Source organism: Flectobacillus roseus, from assembly GCF_030056595.1.
In the GTDB taxonomy this organism is placed as follows: Bacteria; Bacteroidota; Bacteroidia; order Cytophagales; family Spirosomataceae; genus Flectobacillus; species Flectobacillus roseus.
On sequence record NZ_JASHIF010000004.1, the window covers coordinates 500,039 to 523,295 of the forward strand.

13 protein-coding genes are annotated in these 23,257 nt (G+C 37.3%); 10 read left to right on the forward strand and 3 right to left on the reverse strand.

Features of this window, described 5'->3' with window-relative positions:
- The first annotated feature begins 1 nt into the window (after position 1).
- From QM524_RS06710 to QM524_RS06725, 4 genes are all read left to right on the forward strand, one after another.
- The gene (locus QM524_RS06710; protein ID WP_283343972.1) at positions 2–1,540 is read left to right on the forward strand and encodes a cytochrome c peroxidase; all 1,539 of its coding nucleotides are present in this window, start codon (positions 2–4) and stop codon (positions 1,538–1,540) included.
- Between the two features lie 32 nt (positions 1,541–1,572).
- Complete coding sequence (locus QM524_RS06715) at positions 1,573–1,959, forward strand: hypothetical protein (RefSeq protein ID WP_283343973.1); 387 nt, start codon at positions 1,573–1,575, stop codon at positions 1,957–1,959.
- A 117-nt stretch (positions 1,960–2,076) separates the two neighbouring features.
- Entirely contained in the window at positions 2,077–4,398 is a 2,322-nt protein-coding gene (locus QM524_RS06720; protein ID WP_283343974.1) for a TonB-dependent receptor, read from the forward strand.
- Between the two features lie 201 nt (positions 4,399–4,599).
- Positions 4,600–5,280 carry a VIT1/CCC1 transporter family protein gene (locus tag QM524_RS06725; RefSeq protein ID WP_283343975.1) on the forward strand — a complete coding sequence of 227 codons (681 nt, stop codon included), beginning with the start codon at positions 4,600–4,602 and terminating at the stop codon, positions 5,278–5,280.
- Between the two features lie 167 nt (positions 5,281–5,447).
- On the opposite strand, the gene ggt is transcribed toward QM524_RS06725, so the two are convergent.
- Complete coding sequence (ggt, locus tag QM524_RS06730; protein WP_283344024.1) at positions 5,448–7,253, reverse strand: gamma-glutamyltransferase; 1,806 nt, start codon at positions 7,251–7,253, stop codon at positions 5,448–5,450.
- 204 nt (positions 7,254–7,457) lie between these two features.
- Positions 7,458–8,678, reverse strand: coding sequence for a hypothetical protein (locus QM524_RS06735; protein ID WP_283343976.1), 1,221 nt, complete (start codon positions 8,676–8,678; stop codon positions 7,458–7,460).
- Positions 8,679–9,605: 927 nt separating this feature from the next.
- Between QM524_RS06735 and QM524_RS06740 the strand changes: the two genes are divergently transcribed.
- From QM524_RS06740 to QM524_RS06765, 6 genes are all read left to right on the forward strand, one after another.
- A complete protein-coding gene (locus tag QM524_RS06740; RefSeq protein ID WP_283343977.1) occupies positions 9,606–11,375 on the forward strand; it encodes a DEAD/DEAH box helicase in 1,770 nt (589 codons plus the stop codon).
- A 963-nt stretch (positions 11,376–12,338) separates the two neighbouring features.
- Positions 12,339–15,443 (forward strand): SusC/RagA family TonB-linked outer membrane protein, encoded by a 3,105-nt coding sequence (locus QM524_RS06745; protein ID WP_283343978.1) that lies wholly within the window; start codon positions 12,339–12,341, stop codon positions 15,441–15,443.
- Positions 15,444–15,461: 18 nt separating this feature from the next.
- Positions 15,462–16,958: a RagB/SusD family nutrient uptake outer membrane protein gene (locus QM524_RS06750; protein ID WP_283343979.1), complete on the forward strand. Its 1,497-nt coding sequence runs from the start codon at positions 15,462–15,464 to the stop codon at positions 16,956–16,958.
- Between the two features lie 164 nt (positions 16,959–17,122).
- Entirely contained in the window at positions 17,123–19,300 is a 2,178-nt protein-coding gene (locus tag QM524_RS06755; RefSeq protein WP_283343980.1) for a S9 family peptidase, read from the forward strand.
- Positions 19,301–19,795: 495 nt separating this feature from the next.
- Positions 19,796–20,935, forward strand: coding sequence for an FIST signal transduction protein (locus tag QM524_RS06760; protein WP_283343981.1), 1,140 nt, complete (start codon positions 19,796–19,798; stop codon positions 20,933–20,935).
- A gap of 5 nt (positions 20,936–20,940) precedes the next feature.
- On the forward strand, positions 20,941–22,461 hold the full coding sequence (locus QM524_RS06765; protein WP_283343982.1) for an ATP-binding protein: 1,521 nt from the start codon (positions 20,941–20,943) through the stop codon (positions 22,459–22,461).
- Between the two features lie 103 nt (positions 22,462–22,564).
- Here the strand turns inward: QM524_RS06765 and QM524_RS06770 are convergent, their stop codons facing one another.
- On the reverse strand, positions 22,565–23,257 hold the full coding sequence (locus QM524_RS06770; RefSeq protein ID WP_095160085.1) for a LytR/AlgR family response regulator transcription factor: 693 nt from the start codon (positions 23,255–23,257) through the stop codon (positions 22,565–22,567).

Consider the following 23,257-nt stretch of genomic DNA (forward strand, 5'->3'; position numbering starts at 1 on the left):
CATGAAAAACAAGATTTATCTAACGCTATTACTGCTGTTTGGGCTTATGGTGTTGTTCTCGTTTAAGAGAGTAAAAGGAAATGAGGATGAGAATTTATTTGCCATTCCATCTAATTTTCCCAAACCCACTTATCATTTTAAAAGCAATCCACTAACCACAGAGGGAGTAGAGTTGGGTAAAACCTTGTTTTATGATGCCATTATTTCTTCAGACAATACCGTAAGCTGTGGGAGCTGCCATCAGCAATCGGCTGGATTTACACAACATGGACATGCGTTTAGTCATGGGGTTAATGACTTATTGACTAAACGCAACTCTATGCCTTTGTATAATTTGGCATGGTCAACGAGCTTCGGTTGGGATGGAGGTGTACATGATTTGGACTTGTTTGCTATTTCACCTATTACCAACCCCGTTGAGATGAATGAAAACATGGCAAATGTTTTGGATAAACTCCGAAAGTCTCAAAATTATCCTTCACTCTTCAAAAATGCTTTTGGTTCTGAAGAAATCAATACCGAAAGATTTTTAAAAGCACTTTCACAGTTTATGTTGACTATGGTTTCTGCCAATTCAAAGTACGACCAGTATATGCGTATGGAAGGGGTAGAACTAGACGAAAAAGAGCTAGCTGGTTTGGAGCTATTCAAACAAAAATGCGCTTCCTGTCATGCTGGCGAGCTTTTTACCGATTATTCTTTTCGCAATAATGGACTTGAACCAGCTAAAGTAGAGGACTTAGGACGTTTTGAGGTAAATCAACAAGAATCGGATAAGCATAAATTTAAAGTTCCGAGTCTAAGAAATCTCGGATACACAGCTCCATATATGCACGATGGTCGTTTCGAAACGCTTGAACAAGTGCTAGACCATTATGCTGGGAAAGTGGTAAAATCTGAGTATTTAGATCCTATTCTACAACAAAATGGAAAATTAGGAATCAGTTTAAGTTCGGATGAAAAAGTAAAGATTATCGCATTTCTGAAAACTTTGGATGACGACTATTTTATCAAAAAAGAGTCTTTTTCTGAAAGTTCTTTAAAAACAGTTATTCCTAAAAAAGATATTTTAGACGATGTCAAAAAACTGTCTTTTGGCAACGAGAAACATCAACTCATCATGAATGAAAGTTTAGTGTTTTACTTAAAGTTGAAAGATGCTATTCTAAAGAAAGAGACGAATAAGGCAGCAGTTTTAGCTAATAAACTTGCCTTATCGTTGGATAGAATTGATAGAAAGAATTTGGATATTGCTTCAAGAGTTTATTTCGATAAAGTTTACCAAGGAATCGCCTTCGATGCCGACCATATTATTGAAGGAAAGGCCTTGGCTCAACACCAGTTTGACCATTTTGGTGAATTATCCGCAAACATGTTTAGGCTAATGGCTTCTTTTAAACCCTCTGATAAGCCTTTGTTTTATTACGAAAGCTCAGAGAAAAAATTCTCATGGCTCAGTAATTTATCCAACGAAGAAAGCACCTCAATCATTAAGCCATATCAATTCAAGGATTTGAAAAAAAGAGCCATCCAGCCTTAGATTGAAATCCAACTTATACAAACTCACAAGATTTGAAACAGATAGTAACCTTTTTATTGGCGGTACTCATTTTCTTGCAAGCACTTTGCAAGGTTGGTATCTACCTATCTTTCAAAATCAATCAAGAGTACATTGCGAAAAATCTTTGTGAGAATCGTAACAAACCAAAAACGCATTGTAATGGAAATTGTCAGTTGATGAAAAAACTGAAAAACTCCGATAAAGAAGAGCAAAAACAAATTCCACAATCGCTCAAAGATAAATTTGAAGTGTTGTATTGTCATGACTTCAAAATCCTCTCATTAAGTACTCAGCCTTACTTTTTCGAATACAGAAAAGACTTGTATAGGGAGAAGACTTATGATCTTACTTCTTTCCATCCTGATATATTCCAGCCACCAAAACGTATTTTGATTTAATATTTTCGAGGAAAAAATCAAATAAAATCAATGCAATTGCCCACAAAGGTTTGCATTGATGATATGCTATGTGCATATCTCTTAACGAGGAAGTTCCATATTCAATCAAATTATAAAATGAGTTTCAAAAATATTATCGTCATTATTCTATGCCTTTGGGCAACTAGCAGTTTTGCTCAAAAAATACAAGGGACAGTTAAGTCTGAATCAGGAGAGGTTGTTAGTTTTGCAAATGTCGTAGTGTTAAACAGTTCTTTGGGAACAGTTGCAGATAAGTCAGGGAATTTTGCTATTCCTTTGAAGAAAGGTAAATACGAACTTCAAATTAGTGCTGTTGGGTTTGCTTCGAAAATTCAACAAGTGGAAATGATAGATAAATCCCTAATATTAAACATCACTCTGTCGGATAATACCCAAACACTGGATGAGGTAGTTATTACGGCTGACAAGGTTGAGGCAAGTTTACAAAAAACGCCTTTGGCTGTTACCTCCCTAAATGCCAAACAATTAGAGGAATATAGAGTCTGGACAATCAATGACCTGACTGCATTAGCACCAAGTACCTTCACGGTAGAGCATGGCAATAGTACAGGCTCTAGCTTTTTGAATATCAGAGGCTCAATGGGCTTTTCAAATGACCAAGCGGTAGCCACCTATGTGGATGGCGTTTATCAATTTGACTACTTCTCTGCGCCACTCAACTTCAGTAATATCGAACGAGTTGAAATTTTGAGAGGGCCTCAAGGCACGCTCTACGGTAGAAATGCCTTTGGAGGAGTACTCAATGTAATTACCAAAAGACCAACGAATAAGACTAGTGGTTTTGCCGAAATTGACCTAGGGAATTATGGACAACAGCGTTATAGCGTTGGTTTTAATGCTCCTTTGATAAAGGATAAGCTTTTTGTCAATGCTGGATTCCAATCAAATGGTCGTGGCGCGATTTATGATAATCCTACTTTGAATACCAAAGATTTTGATCAACATAATGCTTACATCGGCAATTTTAATCTAAAGTACCTTGTATCAGACCAATGGACTATCGACTTGAATACAAGATACGAAAGTGATAAAGACAAAGGCGCCTATCCTTGGTCGGCCACAGATAGTATTGCCAGAGCTAATCCTTACACTGTTTATGGAAATTGGGATAACACCGAGCGTAGAACCAATTTCAATACTTCTGCTGCCATAAAATACTTCGGTAATAACTTCAATTTTACCTCGATTACCTCTTTTGTAGATTACCACATTTGGCTCCCAGGACGATTTGACTTTGACTTTAGCCCTGCTGAATTAATTAGTTTTACGACTTGGACAAAGCAAAATCAATGGACACAAGAATTGCGTTTTTCTTCTCCCGCAAATGCAAACAGGTTAAAATGGACAGTAGGTTCCTTTCTGTTCGGAGAAAAAAGCACTAATAGTAGCACGACTTATTTTGATAAAGATTACACATTATTGGATCCCAATGCTCCTTATTCATCAATTGCAAATGGTAAACGAAATGCCTTTGGTGTTGCTTTCTTTGGTCAAGCTACGTATGCTCTTACTCCAACATTTGACATTACAGTTGGTACAAGATATGATATAGAGCACCGTGAACTTACTCAAAATTCGGCGTTTGAAAAAGGTGGTGTTGTAATGCCTATGACTACAGACAGCACTGCCAAGAAAACATTCAATGCCTTTACTCCAAAGGTAATTTTGAGTCAAAAGTTGACAGAAAATTCGATGATTTATGGTTCTTATGCCAAAGGGTTTAGAGTAGGAGGGTTCAATTTTGGAAACACGGCAAATCCTACATACAATCCTGAAAAATCAGATAATTATGAGGTAGGCGTTAAAAATACATTCCTGAACAACAGACTTAAAATTAACCTCACAGCTTTTTATTTTCAACAAAAAGACCAGCAAGTTTCTACCTCACAAGATGGCATAAACTATGCGACGCTCAATGTGGGTGACATGGATAATTATGGATTGGAATTGGAGGCGTCGGTACTTCCTATCAAAAATTTACAGATTAATTGGACTGCCAGTACATCGCATAGTGAGTATAAAAAATTAGAACTTTTTGATGCAATTTCAAATTCAGTGATAAATTATAAAGGCAACAAAGCCATTAATAACCCTGCTTTGCAATCTATGTTGGCGGTTCAATACGGCTTGCCTTTATCAAAATCTACTCAAAATCTAAAAGCCTTCGTTAGAGGAGAGTTTAGATACATTGGTGAATATCAACTAGATTTTGTGAATGCCTATCGCCAGAATGCCTATAGCATGGTGAATGCAAGAGCGGGTGTGACTAGCAACCATTTTGATGTGGCTATTTGGGCACGTAACCTCAACGACGTACGATACATGGCTTTCGGGTATGGCTCTTATATGATGGGTACACCAAGAATGTGGGGTGTAACTGTAACAGGAAAATTTTAATACTTTAGCACAGTAGGGTTGGTTTGACTAATCCTACTGTACTCAGTGATGGGGTTCTCTTTACTTAGATATTTAAGCGACTTGACCTTTACAGACAGGAAACAAACAATTATCATTGGTAAAAAATCAGATTCAGCTGAATTTTACAATAAGATTTCCTAAATTCAAGTATTAATATCCTTAACCTAATTCCACAAAAATATGGAAGAACAACATCTGGAAAGTTCTGATTTTTTAAAAGATATAGTTATCGGGATGTCCGATGGTTTAACAGTACCTTTTGCCTTAGCCGCTGGTTTGTCTGGTGCAGTAGCTGATACCTCGATTGTCACAACAGCAGGTATTGCCGAAATTGTAGCAGGTGCGATTGCTATGGGTTTAGGGGGCTATTTGGCTGGTCAGACCGAAGTAGAACATTATGACGCAGAATTGAAACGTGAATATGAAGAAGTAGAAAAAGTACCCGAACGAGAAAAAGAAGAAGTCCGAGAAGTGTTTGCTGATTATGGTCTCGATGCCGATATGCAGGAAGTAATTGTGGAGGCATTAGCAAAAGACAAAGACAAATGGGTTCATTTTATGATGAAATTTGAGCTAGGTCTTGAGAAACCAGACATCAATCGTGCAAGAAACTCCGCTGCTACTATCGGTATTTCCTATGTAATAGGAGGGATTATCCCATTGAGTCCATATTTTCTGGTCGATGATGCTATTTTAGGACTCAAATTCTCTGTGGCGATTACTTTATTGGCATTGTTCGTCTTTGGTTTTTTCAAAAGTAGAATCACAGGTCAACATCCATGGATAGGTGCATTGAAGGTCACATCTATCGGTGCAGCAGCCGCGGCAGCAGCCTTTGGTGTAGCTAAATTGTTTGGATAACTCTCTGTATGTTATCGGTTAATGGTGTAACTGTTATTAGAATAGTATTCAGATTTTTGATTTTTAAACATAAAAAAGAAGATTTGAGAATGAGTAATTTAGTACCCATTTTCAAATCTTCAAATTCTCAAATTTTCAAATTAGGAATCTGTTTTCAAATCAAAAAACTAGTATCCTACCGCAGTATCGTCGGCTCTTACATCGGCTCCACCTTCATATTGACCATTTGGTAATAACAAAATACAGTCCATACGACCAATGGTATTCTTCTGAGATTCCATCTTGTAGCCACGACCTAACAATTTTTGTAAAGTTTGTGGGGTAAAGCCTCCCTCTTCAAATGTCGTTCTATCAGGTAGCCATTGGTGATGGAAACGTAGCGCATCCACCGCTTGCTGCATATTCATGTCGTGTTCTACTACATTCAAAAATACTTGGAAGACAGAAGTGATAATTGTTGAGCCTCCTGGTGTACCAAGAATCATGAACAGTTTTCCATCTTTTTCAACAATTGTAGGCGTCATTGAAGATAGCATTCTTTTATTTGGGGCAATAGCATTTGCTTCGTTGCCTACCAAACCATACGAATTTGGATGTCCCGGCTTGATAGAGAAATCATCCATTTCATCATTTAATAAAAAGCCTCCTCCAGCAACTATAACCTTACTTCCGTAAGAGTTATTGAGAGTTGTTGTGATAGAAACAGCATTTCCCTCTTTGTCTGCGAATGAGGAGTGAGTGGTTTCCATACTTTCATAACCCGGAATAGCTCCTCCGGATACTTTTTTACTATCAGTGGCTAGATCAAAGTTGAAATCCTGCCAACGCTGTTTTAAGAACTCTTGACTCAATAACTCTTTTTGTGGCACCTTAACAAAATCTGGATCACCTAACCATTTAGCTCGATCTGCAAAGACGCGACGTTCTGCCTCAATCATTACTTGGGTCGTAGAGTCGCTATGCCATCCCCATTTCTTCAAAGGGTAATTTTCTACGTACTTTAGTAGTTGCATTAAGGCGATTCCACCAGAAGATGGAGGAGGCATGGTAATTACTTTCAGACCTTTGTAGTTTTCTACAACTGCGTCGCGCCAAACGGCATGATAGTTATCCAAATCTTTTTGGGTGATAATACCGCCGCCTTTGTTCATTTCAGCCAATAAAAGTTTTGCTGTTTCACCTTCATAAAAACCTTTACGACCCTCTGACTGAATACGACGCAAAGTTTTGGCTAAATCTTTTTGGATTAATAATTCACCTTCTTTCCATTCTGTACCATCAGCTTTGATGAAATAGGTTTTTCCTGGATTATATTTCAATAAATCTTCCTTAATTCTATTTAGTCCTCTAGCTTCACGGGCAGTAAGAGCAACGCCGTTTTCGGCAAGATCAATCGCTGGTTGAAGAATTTGCTTCCAAGATAGCTTCCCAAAGCGTTTATGTGCTTGCTCTAATCCATCTACTGAACCTGGGGTTCCACTAGCGAGATGTCCGTACCAGCTTGGCTGACCTGCCTTTACATTTCCTTTTTCGTCGAGATACATATCACGACTTGCTTTTTCTGGTGCTTTTTCGCGGTAGTCTAATGTATAAGTATTTCCTTTTTTGTCTCGAAATACCAAGAAACCTCCACCCCCAATATTGCCCGCTGCTGGGTGTACCACAGCCAAGGCGAATTGAGTAGCAATGGCTGCATCTATGGCATTTCCACCTTTTTTCATAATCTCAACACCGACTTTAGAAGCTTCTGGGTGTGTTGCGGCCACCATACCATTTTGTCCATACACAGGCTCTTTTTTAGCAACAAAAGGAGACGCATTTGGGTCATCATTCAAAAATTGATAAAAACCTTGATTTTCCTTAGGTTTGCTTATGGGAGAAGGAGTGTTGGTTACTTGTACAGCTGGAGTTTTACAGCTCCATAATAAGCCAAGCGTTGTCGATGAGAGTAAGACAATGTGTTTCAGTTTCATCATGATGAAGACGTTTTTTTAATTAACAAGGAGAAAGTCTCAAATCTATCCGAAATATTAAAAGGACAGATTTGCTGTTTTAGCTAAGGTAAAAGGGATATATCTTTCAAAAAGATTCCTTTATATCTTTCAAATATACAAAAAGCCCAAACTCTTTAAGGAAGTTTGGGCTTTATTTTCAAAACAAATGTACTTTTCTGTCTACTACAAAATTTTGTAAATATCAACAGAATCAATTTTGTCTTTCAACTCTTTAATGTTGATGCTCGATTTTATGGCAGCATCTTTCTTTTTCTTTTTAGATGTTAAATCTTTAATTAAATCATCATAAACCATTTGAGCATTTTTCTCGCCCACTGCTTCGATAATATTATTGCCTTTGGCTACATTGATTGCCTGTTTTACTTGATCAAAATAACGCGTTTCTAGGTCAAAATAATTGTCATGAATTCCAACAAAACGATTACAGAGCGACTGTAGGTAGTCTAGGTTGTTGTTGACATGACGCACATCTAATTCAGATTGCAATAACTCTCCAAGATTTACTTTGCCATCTTTTCCTGTATATTTTTTTTCAATTTCTGCCGTTTTCTTACGCATCAATTCTGGCGTAAATTCACCCATCACATAATTGAAATAGTCATCTATTGTTTCGTCTCCACGAATTTCTCTTGGGTTGAAGCCTATTTTTTGACCGTCTTTCTTAAATTTTTCTAAAACATCAAGTTGTAATGTTTCCAAAAGAGTAACTGTTTGCGAACTCGAAGTAGCATTGGTTAGGTTTGCTTTATCCAAAGCGTTATAAAAACCAGTGTAGCGCTGAAGCTCCTTTTCAAACTCTTTGATTTTGTCAAAGTTTACCTTTTTGTCTTGCACCCCTGCTGCGTACGCGACGTTTACAGCTGCGGTCGAAAGGTTCACGGCCTGTGATGCATAGGGAATCAGACCCACTATTGGGCTATCCTTCAAGCTTTTGAGAACAGATACAAAACGCTCATTTTTTTCTTTTTTATCAAAAATCGCCTTGTTTTGAGCTGTTTTTAGAATTACCTCTTCAAAAGAAAAGCCTAAGGGACCTTTTTCGACACTACTCAACTTTTTGATATAACCTTGATAATCTTGGTTGATTACTTGTGATTTTAGGTCGATAATATCGTCGCTTAAGATTTTATAGACTTCTGCACTTTTGACCAAATTTGTACGGATTTTCTCCCACTTTGTACGGTCAGTGAGCGATTGATTTTTAGAGATATCGTTCAAAGAAACGCTTTGTAATTCGATACGCCCTTTGAGATTTTCATTTTCGTTTTGTAGCTTAACCAGATTATTCTGAATGTTGACAATCAAGGAATCAGAATAAATTTGAGCGTTAATAGTTGTTGTTAAGCCAAAGAGGATCAAAAAAAGGAATGAGAATGTTTTCATCGTGCTTTACCAGAAATAGTTTTGGAATTTTCCCATCAAGAACGGAATGCCTATTAATTAATTGTCAAAGGTCTAAATTCCTTAGCATTTTTTATCTTGTTTTACCAAGTATTCTTATATTGATTATAGGATAAACTGGAAAAATTATATTTTCATTCTTGTGTTTATCCTATTGAAATAGTAATTCTGCAAATGCACTAAAGGTTTATTCAAAGACTTAATTTGACAAATTTCAAGGTTCAACGGGAAAAAAGATCTATTCATTATTAACGATTTGCCAAACGTTTTTTGTTCATGCATAAAGCTTTTTTGAGTAAAAGGATTGGTAAAAATGAGTAAATAAATGCTAGTCACAGGCAATGGGACACCCTATACTTGTTATTAAGTAGCTGTTAATTAACTATTTCCTATATGTCGAGAACTTTTTAGATACGAGAAGAATACTGAGAGGAGTAAGGGCAAATCGCAATATATTTGGAGAAAGCTGTTATTCTTAAAATAAAATTTGCTGAAGCGTCAAAAGAAGGAATTATTTGATAGGAAAGATTTAAGATAAGTTTGTCAGGCTGGAAAAAGCGAGATAATTTCTAAAAAATGATTCTAAATAAAATACAATTATATTTGTTAATGCAAAAAACTTAGGATACCTTTGTACCCGTTATACAAAAACATCCGCACGTCTCTGTGTTCGCTTCTTGGCATGAAGCAATTTCCAATCTCGAACTGTTATCAGTTTAAATCGGTTTCTCCAGAGCTTTAACGGATGTTTCGGGCATCATTAAAGCAAATTTTAACAATCACAATTTTGTCGTTTTTGACCAAGCCATAGATAGGGATTTTAACCATTCTGTTCAGGACGAATGAATGGCATACATCTCTGATGCCTTGTAACTAAGGTTACGTCAATTACCGACATTTCGAAAAACAATGAGTCAATTATTAAGATTCGACGAACTTTCATTATCACAAGAAGTTCAACAAGCGGTAGCAGATATGGGTTTTGAGACAGCATCTCCAATCCAATCTGAGGCAATTCCATTCATTCTTGAAGGTCGCGATGTGATCGGGCAGGCGCAAACAGGTACTGGTAAAACAGCTGCTTTTGGTATTCCAATTGTAGAAAAAGTAACTCCTTTCGAAAAGGTAGTTCAAGGTTTGGTTCTTTGTCCTACTCGCGAGTTGGCGGTACAAGTAACAGAAGAATTAAAGAAAATTGCAAAACATAAAAAAGGTGTTTGGGTAACTACAGTATATGGTGGTGACTCTATCGAACGTCAAATCAAATCTTTGAAGGCTGGTGCAAACATCGTTGTTGGTACTCCTGGTCGTGTAATTGACTTGATTGAGCGTCGTGCCTTGAAATTAGAAAATGTAAGTAAAGTAGTTCTTGACGAAGCTGATGAAATGTTAGACATGGGCTTTAGAGAGGATATCGAAAGCATTTTACAAGAAACTCCAGAAGAACGTCAAACTATTTTCTTCTCAGCAACGATGTCGAAGCCTATCATGGCCTTGACTTCTCGTTACCAAAACGACCCTAAATTGGTGAAAGTAGTGAAAAACGAAATCACTAACTCTAATATCGAACAACTTTACTATGATGTTAAAGGAAAGGCGAAAATGGAGGTAATGACTCGTTTGATGGATTTCTATTCAGTGAAATTATCATTGGTATTCTGTAATCAGAAGAAAAGAGTTGACGAAGTTGTAGAAGAGTTACAATTGCGTGGTTACGCTGCTGAAGGTCTTCATGGTGACTTGCGTCAGGCTCAACGTACTAATGTAATGTCTAAATTCCGTTCGGGTGTTGTAAATGTGTTAGTTGCAACAGACGTTGCTGCTCGTGGTTTGGACGTTGACGATGTAGATGCGGTATTTAACTACGATGTACCTTTAGACGAAGAATATTATGTACACCGTATCGGTCGTACAGGTCGTGCTGGTAAATCTGGTAAGGCATTTACAATGATTGTTGGTGCTGAACGTAACCGTCTTCGTGAAATTATGAATTACACTAAAGTAAAAATTGACAAAGGTGTAATTCCGTCATTCTCTGACGTAGTGGGTGTGAAAAAAGGAATGTTTATTGACCGTGTACGTGGATCTATCGAAGAAGGCGATTTAGAATTGTTCGAAGATGTATTACAAGCATTGCACCATGCAGGTTATTCTACTGAACAAGTAGTTTCTGCTTTGGTAAAAATGAACATGGGTATCACGAAAAATGAATTCGCTGACGAGAACCTTAGCGGTGAATTTGATCGTCGTGACCGTTTCAATAACAGAGACAGAGATAACAGTGGTCGTCGTGGCGAAGGTCGTTTTGAAAGAGGTGGTCGTGATGATCGTCGCGGTGGACGTTCTGAGCGTGGCGATAGCAGAGATAGAGGTAGTCGTTCGGAAGATAGAGGTCCTCGTTCTGACAAACAAGGTCGTCCTTACCGTCGCGATGCAAACATGGTAAGAATGTTTGTTAACATTGGTTTCAACGAAAAAATCTCTCCAGCGAATATCGTAGGAGCATTTGCAGGCGAATCTGGAATTCCAGGAAACGTATTGGGTCAAATTGATATCTTTGACAAATATTCATTTGTTGACGTTCCTAAAGAATTTGCAAATACTGTATTGAACCGTATGGAAGGTGCTTCTATTAAAGGTAAAAAAGTAAATGTTGAGATTGCAAAGCCTAACAACTAAGCATTCGATTTACAAAAAAAAAGGCCGCTGTGAAAACAGCGGCCTTTTTTTTTGCCTATACTTTTAGCTATACTTTTGCTCGATAAAAAAATAAAGTAAAATATGGTTATTTTATTTAAAATTATAACTATTTTTATTAAATCTTTATCCTATGCCACTTATTAGCCTCTTGTTGACTCAATAAATTAAAGTAAATTTTGCCTTAAAAAACATGCAGGTTATTATTTGGTAAAAATAGATACTTAAAGAATATAGCATTGGTTTTGTTGATTTGAGTAGAATTATATTTTGAGATAAGTATTAATACTTATATTCATGAAGAAGCTCTTTATAACTCAAATTGTCGACAAAGGAGTAATAATTATCGATTTGTTTCTATTATTTGTATATCCCACTACTAAAAATAGAGTTAAAAATGTAACTAAAGTAATTTTTCATTGTATTTTTAAAACAATTTTAAATAAGTGGCATATAAATAATTGTTAAACTAATTGTTAATGTATAATTTCACCTCAGTTTAGAAAATCAAACACATACAGAATCAAACTAAAGTCAGTTTTAATCATCAACAAATTATATTCCGTTTAATGCATGAAAGATAGAATTCTATAACATGCTACTACAAATCTTTGAGCGTTTTGATAATGCTACAAAGTAGGCTTAATGTATCACCTTAACTGTTACAAAAGCTTCTCGATAGTTTTGATACTATTTCCTAGATAAGTCCAGTCTTTGTTTGCAAAACAAAGTTACCTTAACCTGTTCTTATTGTTCCTTAGTATCAATTCCCCAAGCCATAAAAATCGGCAACGCTACTTCATTCGCCATTTGTTGTAGCACTGATTACTCGTTGGTTTCAACGTGGTAGGAGTATCGCCTCTGTTTACTTTTGGATTTAGTTTTAATAAATATAAATCAACAATTGTCAGGTAAAAACGTCAACAAGTAAAACCCTTTTATTGCATGAAAAAGAGACTTCTACTTACCATGCTGTTAGTGTTTTCTGCGAGCATAATCTTTGCTCAAAGCAAAATAACAGGTAAAGTCACAATGGCCGAAAATGGCTCAGATCTTCCAGGAGTTAGTGTATCTGTGAAAGGTACTACTCGTGGTACAACCTCAGCTGGAAATGGTAATTATACCATTAATGCTTCTCCAAACGAGACCTTGGTATTTACTTTTGTAGGTTTTAAACCACTTTCTGTAAAAGTAGGTAACCGTTCTGTAATTGATGTTCAGTTAGAATCAGATGTTTCTGAGTTGAGCGAAGTAGTAGTAATGGGTTATGGTTCACAAAGTAAAAAAGTTATTACTGGTGCTGTAACATCTGTTTCTGGTAAAGAAATCGCTACTCAGCCAGTTCAATCATTCGATCAAGGTTTGCAAGGTCGTGTTTCTGGGGTTAACATCACAACGCCAAACGGTGTATTGAACAACGCTCCAGTAATTCGTGTGCGTGGTACGTCTTCAATCAACCAAAGCTCGTCACCTTTGATTGTAATTGACGGTATGCCAATCAACTCTGGTGATGTATCTGCAGGTGGTTACACAGTGAACAACCCTTTAGGTGATATCAACCCATCTGATATTGAGTCAGTTGAAATTTTGAAAGATGCTTCTGCAACTGCTATCTACGGTTCAAGAGCTGCTGCTGGTGTAATGTTGATTACTACGAAAAAAGGTAAAGAAGGTAAAGCTAAGTTGTCTTATGATACTTGGGTAGGTGCTACTCAAACATTCAGAAGATTCAAAATGTTGGATGCTCAACAATTTATGGACATCAAAAATGAAGCTTCAAGAAACGCTGGCTTGGCAGATCAATTCTTCCCTTCTTACAATGCTGATGGTAGCTTGGTTAATACAAACTGGTACGATTACATCTACCAAACTGGATATTCTCAAAGCCATAACTTGAGCTTGAATGGTGGTAATAAAGATACAAAATACTCTTTCTCCGTAGGTTATACAGACCAAAACGGTATGTTGAAGAAAAACACATTTAGCCGTATGACTGGTCGTATGAATGTGTCTCACCGTTTGACAGATTTTATCACTATTGGTTCGAACATTACTTATGCTAACTCATTCAACCAAGCCCCTAACACAGGTACTACTGGTGCTTTCTCAACAGGTGGTTTAGGTCGTTTGCCATTGGTATTGGCTCCAAACGTGTCACCATATAACGCTGATGGTTCTTATAATATCAACAGATCTGCTAACAACTTAGGTTTAGGTAAAAACCTTGTTGGTCCTGGTGGTTACTACAACCCTCTTCCAGATTTGGAATTAAGTAAATTTACTTCTGAGAATGCTCACTTGATTGCTAACATTTTTGCTGATTTCAAATTGTACAAAGGTTTGGTATTCAGAACGTCTTACGGTATGGATAACACTCAAATTGAAGATATTCAATTCTCGAACCCAATCCATGGTGAAGCTGGTACTACAAACGGTTCTGCTTACAATACTTACACAAACATTAAGCAGTGGAACTGGCAAAACTATTTGACGTATGATTTCAATGTTGATAAAAACAACTTTACTGTTGTAGTTGGTACTGAAGCACAAAAATTCACTATCAACCGTTGGGGTGCTGGTCGTACAGGAGTTTCAGATCCATTCTTTACTTCATTCCAAGGTAGCTTTGTAAACAACGTTGTTGGTAGCAACTACCAATCACAAAATGGTTTGTTATCTTACTTCGGTCGTTTGAACTATGACTTCGACAAAAAATACTTGGCTTCATTCACTTTACGTAGTGACGGTTACTCAGCTTATGCAGTAGGTAACAAATGGGGTAGCTTCCCTGGTGCATCATTAGGATGGCGTTTATCAGAAGAAGCTTTCTGGAAAGGTTCTTCAATCAGCAATACTATCAATGAATTGAAATTGCGTGGTAGCTGGGGTCGCGTAGGTAATACAGGTGTAAGTGATTTTGCTTCTTTGAGTTTGTTTGGTTCTGGTTTATATGGTTCTACTCCAACATGGGCATTTGCACAAGCAGGTAACCCTAATTTGAGATGGGAGCAAAGTACTAAAGTTGACGTAGGTATTAGCTATGGTTTGTTCAAAGATCGTATCACAGGTGAATTGAATTACTACCAAAATAATATCACTGACCTAGTTTTGGCTGAGCCTCAAGCTCCTTCACGTGGTGTACCAAACAACTCAATCAACACAAACGTTGGTTCGATGGTAAACAAAGGTTTTGAATTTACAATGAACGCTTTAGTGTTAGAGAAGAAAGATTTCACTTGGAATGCTAACCTTAATATCTCAACTAACTCAAACGAGGTTTTGGCATTGGCAAATAACAACGCTGACATTATTGCTCAAACAGGTGGTTTGGAAAGTTCAAACATCGTTCGTGTAGGTTATCCTGTTGGTAGTATTTTCGTAATCGAAACAAGAGGTGTTAATCCTGCAAACGGTCAACGTATTTTTGTAAATGCGAAAGGTGAAGAAGTTCAATATTCTCACCCAGGTAAATGGACATATGTGAAAGATGGTTCAACTGCTCCTGCTATCACTGGTTCTGACCGTAAAGTATGGGGTACAGGTATGCCAACTTTCTTCGGTGGTTTCGACAATACATTTAAGTATAAGCAATTTGATTTAGGCGTGTTCATGCAATTCTCAGGTGGTAACTACATTTATAATGGTACTAAAGCTGGTTTGCGTGATCAACGTGCATGGAACAACCACACTGAAATCTTGAATCGTTGGCAAAAAGCAGGTGATGTGACTAACATCCCACGTTTGGTATTCGGTGATAATGTATCTAACGGTTCTGCAAACCCTATTTCTGAAAACGTAGAAAAAGGAGACTTTATTCGTATGCGTAACATCTCTTTGGGTTATACATTCAAGAAAGGTTTGTTAGAAAAGGCTAAAATCTCTAGTGCAAGATTGTATGCTCAAGTACAAAATGCATTCTTGATTACTGGCTACACTGGTGCTGACCCTGAGATCTCAACTAACCGTGGTTCAAACATTGCTCCAGGTGTTGACCGTAACTCTACGCCACAGGCGCGTACTTACACAGTAGGTCTTTCGCTTAATTTCTAATTTTAAATTGATTATACGATGAAAAAATATATAAACGTAGCTTTTAAAAATGCAGGGAAGACACTAAAAGTATCTGTGGCTGCTCTCATGATGTTGACGGTAGCGGTTTCTTGTACTGAAAAAGAATTGCTTGAACCAGCTCCAATTACATCATTGTCTGACTTACAGGCATTTGCAACACCTGACCGTATTTTGGCTCAAGTATATGGCTTGTACGGTAGTGCTAAGTCTGGCCAGTTGTTTGGTGGTCGTTATTTAATTTATAACGAAATTCGTGGCGAAAACTGGTTGAACGTTACATCAAATGGTGTGACTGGTTTGCAAACTTGGAACCACACAAACAACTCATCTTCAAATGAGCCAACTAACATGTGGAACGCAGCTTATCTTGCTGTAAACCGTGCAAACTTGTTTATCGAAGGTTTGGACAAAAATCCAAACGTAGTTGATGCAGCAACGACTTCTCAATATAAAGCAGAGGCACGTTTCTTGAGAGCATTGATTTATTTTTCTTTAGTAAATACATATGCTCAACCCTTCAATAAAGATGCAGGTGCTAGTCTTGGTGTACCTTTGCGTTTGAAAGGTGAAGTTGGTAGTGGAAATAACAATTTGAAAAGAAGTACTGTAGCTGAGGTATATGCTCAAATCTTAGATGATTTGAATTTTGCAGAACAAAACTTGCCAGCTTCATATTCATCGGCTTTGTTGAACACTACTCGTGCTCATAAAAACACAGCTATTGCGTTGAAGACTCGTATCTACTTACAAATGAGCAGATGGAGTGATGTAGTAACAGAAGCTAACAAAATTGTTTCGACTACTGCTCCTTTCAAAGCTTCAACTGGTGTAGCAAACGCGCTTCAAGCAAATATTGCTTCAGTTTTTGCAGCGCCTTACACAACTGTTGAGTCTGTATTCTCATTCCCAATGGGAGATAATGACCTTCCAGGTACTCAAAATGGTTTGCATAGTTATTATGTTCCAGTGACAGGTATTGGTGATTATTCATTGAACCCTGCTGGAGTTGTAGGAAACGCTGCGTTTACTGCAACTGATGCTCGTAGAACCAATTTTATCAAAAATGATATCGCTGGTGATGGTGGTCGTATCCGTTTGCTTAAATTCCCTACAGGACCTGTTCACAAAGATTTCGTTCCAGTAATTCGTTACTCAGAAGTATTGTTGAACTTGGCAGAAGCAAAAGCTCGTTTGGCTGGTGCTGCTGTTGATGCTTCTGCATTGACTTTGTTGAACGCTGTTCGTGGCCGCTCTACAACTGCTTACACTGCTGCTGATATCACAACAGGTACAGCTTTAGTAAATGCAATCTTGACCGAAAGAAACATCGAGTTCTTAGGAGAGGGTTTCCGTTCGATTGATTTACAACGCAATTTGCTAGCTCTTCCTGCAAAACCAACTGTTGCTGCGATTCCAACAACTTCGCCTGCTTACATTTGGCCAATTCCTCAGACAGAGATCAACGTAAATAAAGATTGTTTACCAAACCCATAATTTGGTAAGTATCATTAAAAAAGAGGTTACCCGAAAGGGTAGCCTCTTTTGTTTTGTAGCTAAATGAACAGATTTTGCCTCAATCTTGAAGCCAATCATCATAAATTCATTTTTTCCTTCCAATATTTGTAAGAAATTCACCCTTTAAAATAAAAACTAAATTTATGAAACAACTTCATCGATTATTGAGTGCGCTTGCACTCCTATGTCTACTTTTTCCTGCCACGGCTCAACAGTCTATTAATTGGAATAAAGGTGGAAGTGATTACACTACTTTAGAAGCGAACCAGATTGTTCGTGTGAATCCTATTACAGGTCAAAAAGATGTGATAATTGCCAAAAATTTACTTACTCCCAAAGGTGCTAATGACGAACTAAAAGTACGTAGTTATAGCTTTTCGGAAGACAACCAAAAAGTCCTTATTTATACCAATACCAAAAGAGTTTGGCGTTTGGATACAAAAGGAGACTACTGGATTCTGGACCTCAAAACCAACCAGCTTTCACAACTAGGAAAAGGATTTGATGCCTCTTCTTTGATGTTTGCCAAAATTTCACCAGATAGTAAATCTGTAGCTTATGTTTATAAAAACAATATTTATTCTGAAAACATCGCAACGCATAAAATCACTCCTTTGACCAAGGATGGCACAAAAAAACTCATCAATGGTACATTTGATTGGGCTTATGAAGAAGAATTTTCATGCAGAGATGGCTTCCGTTGGAGTCCAGATAGTAAGTCGATTGCTTATTGGCAAATAGATGCTAATACGATTAGAGATTTTTACATGATTAATAATACGGATTCGGTATATTCAAAAATTGTCCCAGTTGAATATCCAAAGGCTGGACAAACGCCTTCTTCGTGTCGTATAGGTGTGGTAGTATTGTCAACAGCACAAACGAAATGGATGAAACTTCCGGGGGCTACCAATAACAACTATATCCCTAAAATGGAATGGGTGCCTAACACCAATAAGTTGATTATTCAACAATTGAACCGTAAGCAAAATATATCGACTTTGTTTATTGCTGAAGCACAAACTGCTGCTACTACAGCCATCTATAAAGAAACAGACGAAGCTTGGGTCGAATTTAACAATCGTTCAGGCGAAAGTGTTGGTTGGGATTGGTTAGACAATGGAAAATCGTTTTTGTGGATTTCTGAAAAAGACGGTTGGAATCATGCCTATAAAATTACTTTGGATGGAAAAGAACAATTATTGACCCCCGGAGATTTTGATGTAATTGACATTTTGAGCTATAGCGAGCAAAATAATAAAATGTATTATACTGCCTCACCTGATAATCCACGTCAACGTTATTTGTTTAGTACGACATTGGACGGACAAGGTAAAAGTACACGTATTACTCCATTGACACAAAGTGGTACCCACTCATATGAGATTTCTCCAGATCAAAAAATGGCATTTCACTCATTCAACTCCAGCCAAATAAGCCGTATGAGTGAAGTGGTAAATCTTCCTGATCATAGCGTGGCGGGTGGAAAAGAAGGTATTGAAGCTAAACTTTCAAAGGTACGCTTGGCTCAACGACCAATCGAATTTTTCGATATTCCGATAGAAGGTGGCGTGAAGTTGAGCGCTTGGATGGTAAAACCAGCCAATTTTGATTCTACCAAAAAATACCCTGTGGTTTTTTATGTATATACCGAACCAGCAGGAGCAACTACCAAAGATGAGTACTACACGGGTCGTAACAATTTATACCAAGGCGATATGGGTAAAGATGGATATATCTACGTGTCTATCGACGGACGTGGAACACCACTTCCCAAAGGGCGTGCATGGCGCAAGGCTATTTATCGTAAGATTGGTCAAATCAATATTGCAGACCAAGCGGCAGGAGCAAGCTATTTGCTAAAAAGACCTTATATGGATAGCTCTCGTGTAGCAGTTTGGGGATGGAGTGGTGGAGGCTCTACTACGCTAAACCTATTGTTCCAATATCCTCAAATTTACAAAACGGGTATTGCCGTAGCCGCAGTTGGTAACCAGTTGACTTACGATAATATCTACCAAGAAAGATACATGGGATTACCACAAGAAAATAGAGAAGATTTTGTGAATGGTTCGCCAATTACGCACGCCAAAAACTTGCAAGGTCATTTATTATACATTCATGGAACAGGCGATGACAACGTACATTATCAAAATGCCGAGATGCTGTTGAATGAGCTAATCAAATACAACAAACAGTTTGAATTTATGGCTTATCCGAACCGTTCTCATGGAATTAGTGAAGGAGAGGGGACAGGAAAACACCTCTCTACCTTATACACTAACTATTTAAGAAAATACTGCCCTCCGGGAGGAAAATAAGGGCTAAGTGCACGATGATATCATTTTTTGTACGTTCTACACCTATACATTTACCCATCATTTACCAAAAAAAGCCCAAAAACTACAGTTTATCGAAATTTTTGGTTGAATCCATTTAGATTAAGTAAGTTTGTTCAATCAAGGTTTAACAATTTCGCCAATACCTTCTTAGCAATTGCATTAGATTACAATAGATATAGATAAGCAACCTAACCACTTTATATAATATTTTCGGTATTTCCGAAATACCTAACCACTCTTATTTTCTATAATAAAACAAAACCACAGAAACTTTTACCATTTGATAAGATTGGCATTTAAGTTGTGGGTAAATTAAATAATTATAGTAGTTTGCGTAGAATTAATAGTACTGATTTGTGGGTAGCTTATTTGATTACAACCATTATTGTACCACACTAACACAATTGAAACATTTCTTGTGTTATTATGCTCATCGCCAACTCAATAACTGCATAATAAAATCTCTCTAACACGATGAAAATTTGTCAAAGTACCTACCACTCAGACACTTGGGAGAGTGTAAGAATTGATGAAGGTTTCTCTTCAGAAAAAGCACAATTAGTAATGGTTTTTGGAGAACGCAAGCTTTTCGAACAAATGGATGTTTATTCGAAGGTTCGTGAAAATTTTCCAAAGGCAGAAATTGTTATAAATTCAACAGCTGGAGAGATTTTTGATGCTGGTGTTGAAACCCAAACAATTGTTGTTACGGGTATCGAATTTGAGGAGACGATTATTAAAACGACCGAAATTAATATTAAAGATACCAGTGAGAGTTATCAGTCAGCGTGTCAAATCGTAGAGGCACTTCAAGCTGATGACTTAGTTCATATTATGGTTATTTCTGATGGTGGTATTGTAAACGGAAGTGCTTTGGTAAGAGCATTAAACGAACATACAGCATCACACGTGACTGTCACAGGTGGACTTGCTGGGGATGATGATAGATTTGAGAAAACCTTGGTTGGACTCAATTCAGAGCCTACAGAAGGAAAAATAATAGGGATTGGTTTTTACGGAAATAAGTTAAGAATCGGTCACGGTACAATGGGAGGCTGGGATGTTTTTGGACCAGAAAGAGAAATCACCAAGTCGCAGTATAATGTGTTATACACGATTGGTGATAAACCTGCCTTAGAACTCTACAAAGAGTATCTCGGAAAATACGCCAAAGATTTACCGGGAGCTGCCTTGTTATTCCCGTTGTCGATGCGTGTTGATGCGGATGCTGCTCCAGTTGTAAGAACGATTCTTTCTATTGATGAAAAACAACAAAGTATGACTTTTGCAGGTGAAATCCCCAAAGGAGCACTCATTCGCTTTATGAAAGCCAACTTTGATAATTTACTTGATGCTTCATCAGAGGCTGCCGAAAATGCGCTACAATCCTTATCATTCAAGCCAGAATTAGCAATTTTAATTAGCTGCGTTGGAAGAAGACTCGTATTGGGATACCGTACCGAAGAAGAGGTAGAGGCCGCACGAGAAGTATTTGGACCAGATACATTTATTACGGGGTTCTACTCTTACGGAGAAATATCTCCTTTGATGGCCGAAGCCAAATGTGACCTTCATAATCAAACCATGACTATTACGACATTTACAGAGATTTGATTTATATGCAAAACGATCAATTACATAAACTTCTTTCAAAACAAGTAAATCGCTTTCTAAATACAGAGTCGCAGGGAAGAGAGGATGTGGTGAAGTTTTTGAAAGTAGTTAGTGACTCCTACGTGAACTTTGACAGAGATAAAGAACTTTTTGAACATTCTTCGTCTCTCAATGAAAAAGAATACGCTGAGATAAATATTCGACTTAAAGATGAAATAGGTCAACGAAAACGCTCTATCGAGAAATTGATTGAGGCAATTCATTCGCTTGAAACAGATAGCTCTTTACCTTCGTTTGATGCTGATAATTTGTTGCTTTTGGTAGACTACCTACAAAAGCAAATTGACAATCGTAAAAAGATGGAAACTGAGCTTCGTCAAGCAAAAGACGCTGCCGAAAAAGCTACACAAGCCAAATCAGAGTTTTTGTCAATGATGAGCCACGAAATCAGAACGCCACTCAATGCGATTGTAGGTATGACCTACCTGATGCAACAAGAGGAGTGTTCGCCTACAATGGCAGATAACCTCAAGACATTACAGTTTTCTACTGATAATCTACATGTACTTATCAACGATATCCTTGATTTTAGTAAAATTGAAGCAGGAAAAGTTGATTTGGAAGCCACTCCGTTCGATTTCAAACAATTAGTATCTAATATCAAAAGAGCCAATCAGGTAAAAGCTGAAGAAAAGGGAAATAGAATTCGCCTGATGGTAGATGATGATATCCCTGATTCATTGATTGGAGACCCGCTTCGCTTAGGACAAATTTTATCCAATTTGGTTTCTAATGCGGTTAAGTTTACGATTAATGGAAGTATTTCTTTAGAAATTTCGTTAGTGAGCAAAACTGAGGAGGAAGCCCAGATTTATGTATCAGTAAAAGACTCTGGTATTGGTATTCCTTTAGATAAACAAGAACTGATTTTTGAGCAATTCACTCAGGCAAATTCTGAAACCACCCGTAAGTTTGGTGGTACAGGCTTGGGCTTAGTAATTACCAAAAAATTGTTAGAGCTTCATGGAAGTAAGATTCAACTACAGAGTGAAGAGGGAAAAGGGGCTAAGTTTTATTTTACCTTAAAACTAAAAATTGGCAATGGTATCAAAACCATTCCAACCCCTGTTGCCGAAAGTATTAACGAGGTTAGTTTGAAAGGAGTGAAGGTTCTATTAGTGGAGGATTACCCAGTAAACGTAAAAGTAGCGACTAAATTCCTAAGTCGTTGGGAAATTGATTTTGATGTTGCGGAGAATGGTCTCGTCGCTGTCGAAAAATTTAAGAGTGGTAATTACGATGTCATTCTGATGGACTTGTTGATGCCTGAAATGGATGGCTATACAGCTACATTACGCATTCGTGAACTCAATCAAAAAATACCTATTATCGCATTAACGGCTTCAGCTACGCTCAATAATCAAGATAGAGCTTTTGAAGTAGGTATGAATGATTATGTAACCAAGCCATTTAACCCGAAAGAGTTATTCCAAAAAATTGGAAAATATAGCCATCGCGGTTCTTGATATTGATGAGTTTGTATAAAATGAAAGTGGTAAGTTTTCGTTACGAAAACTTACCACTTTTTATATCTTTCAAGAAGGAGTTTGAATCTGAGGCATTGTACTTTTATAACATATTAAGTCGATTCATCAATTCTGATTTATTCGCTCGGCTTATTGGAATTACTTTGTTGGCAATGACTAAATTGTTTTCTTCAATATCTACGATTTTATCAAGGTGTACAATAAACGAACGATGGACTCGTAAAAACTGCTTTCCTAATTTCTCTTCCAGTGACTTCATCGTGGTGTGAATAATGTAAGCTTGCTTGCTCGTATATATTTTCACATAATCACCTATATTTTCTACAAACTGAATATCTGAATAGGGTAACCTAATATAACGACCTTCATGCTTGATATAAATCTCGTTATGCTGTTGCAGTGGGCTATCTTTTTTCTGTCGTAAATCTAAGACTTTTTCTACAGCAAGATTGAATCTAGGTCCAGTAATGGGTTTCTTCAGGTAATCGGTCACTTGATATTGAAAGGCATCGTAGGCATATTCAATTTTTGAGGTTGTCAAAATCACTTGTGTTGTTGTTGTCGTGATTTTTTCTAACAAATCAAACCCTGTCATCTCAGGCATTTCAACATCTAGCCATATCAAATCAATTTCGTTTTGTTCCAGTACTTTAAGAGCTTGTTGGACGTTTTCACAAATGGCCACCAACTCCAACGCACTATGTTGTTCGCATAGCTTTTGCAGGGATTTCCTGGCCATGATTTCATCATCAACAATGATACATCGTAACTTCAT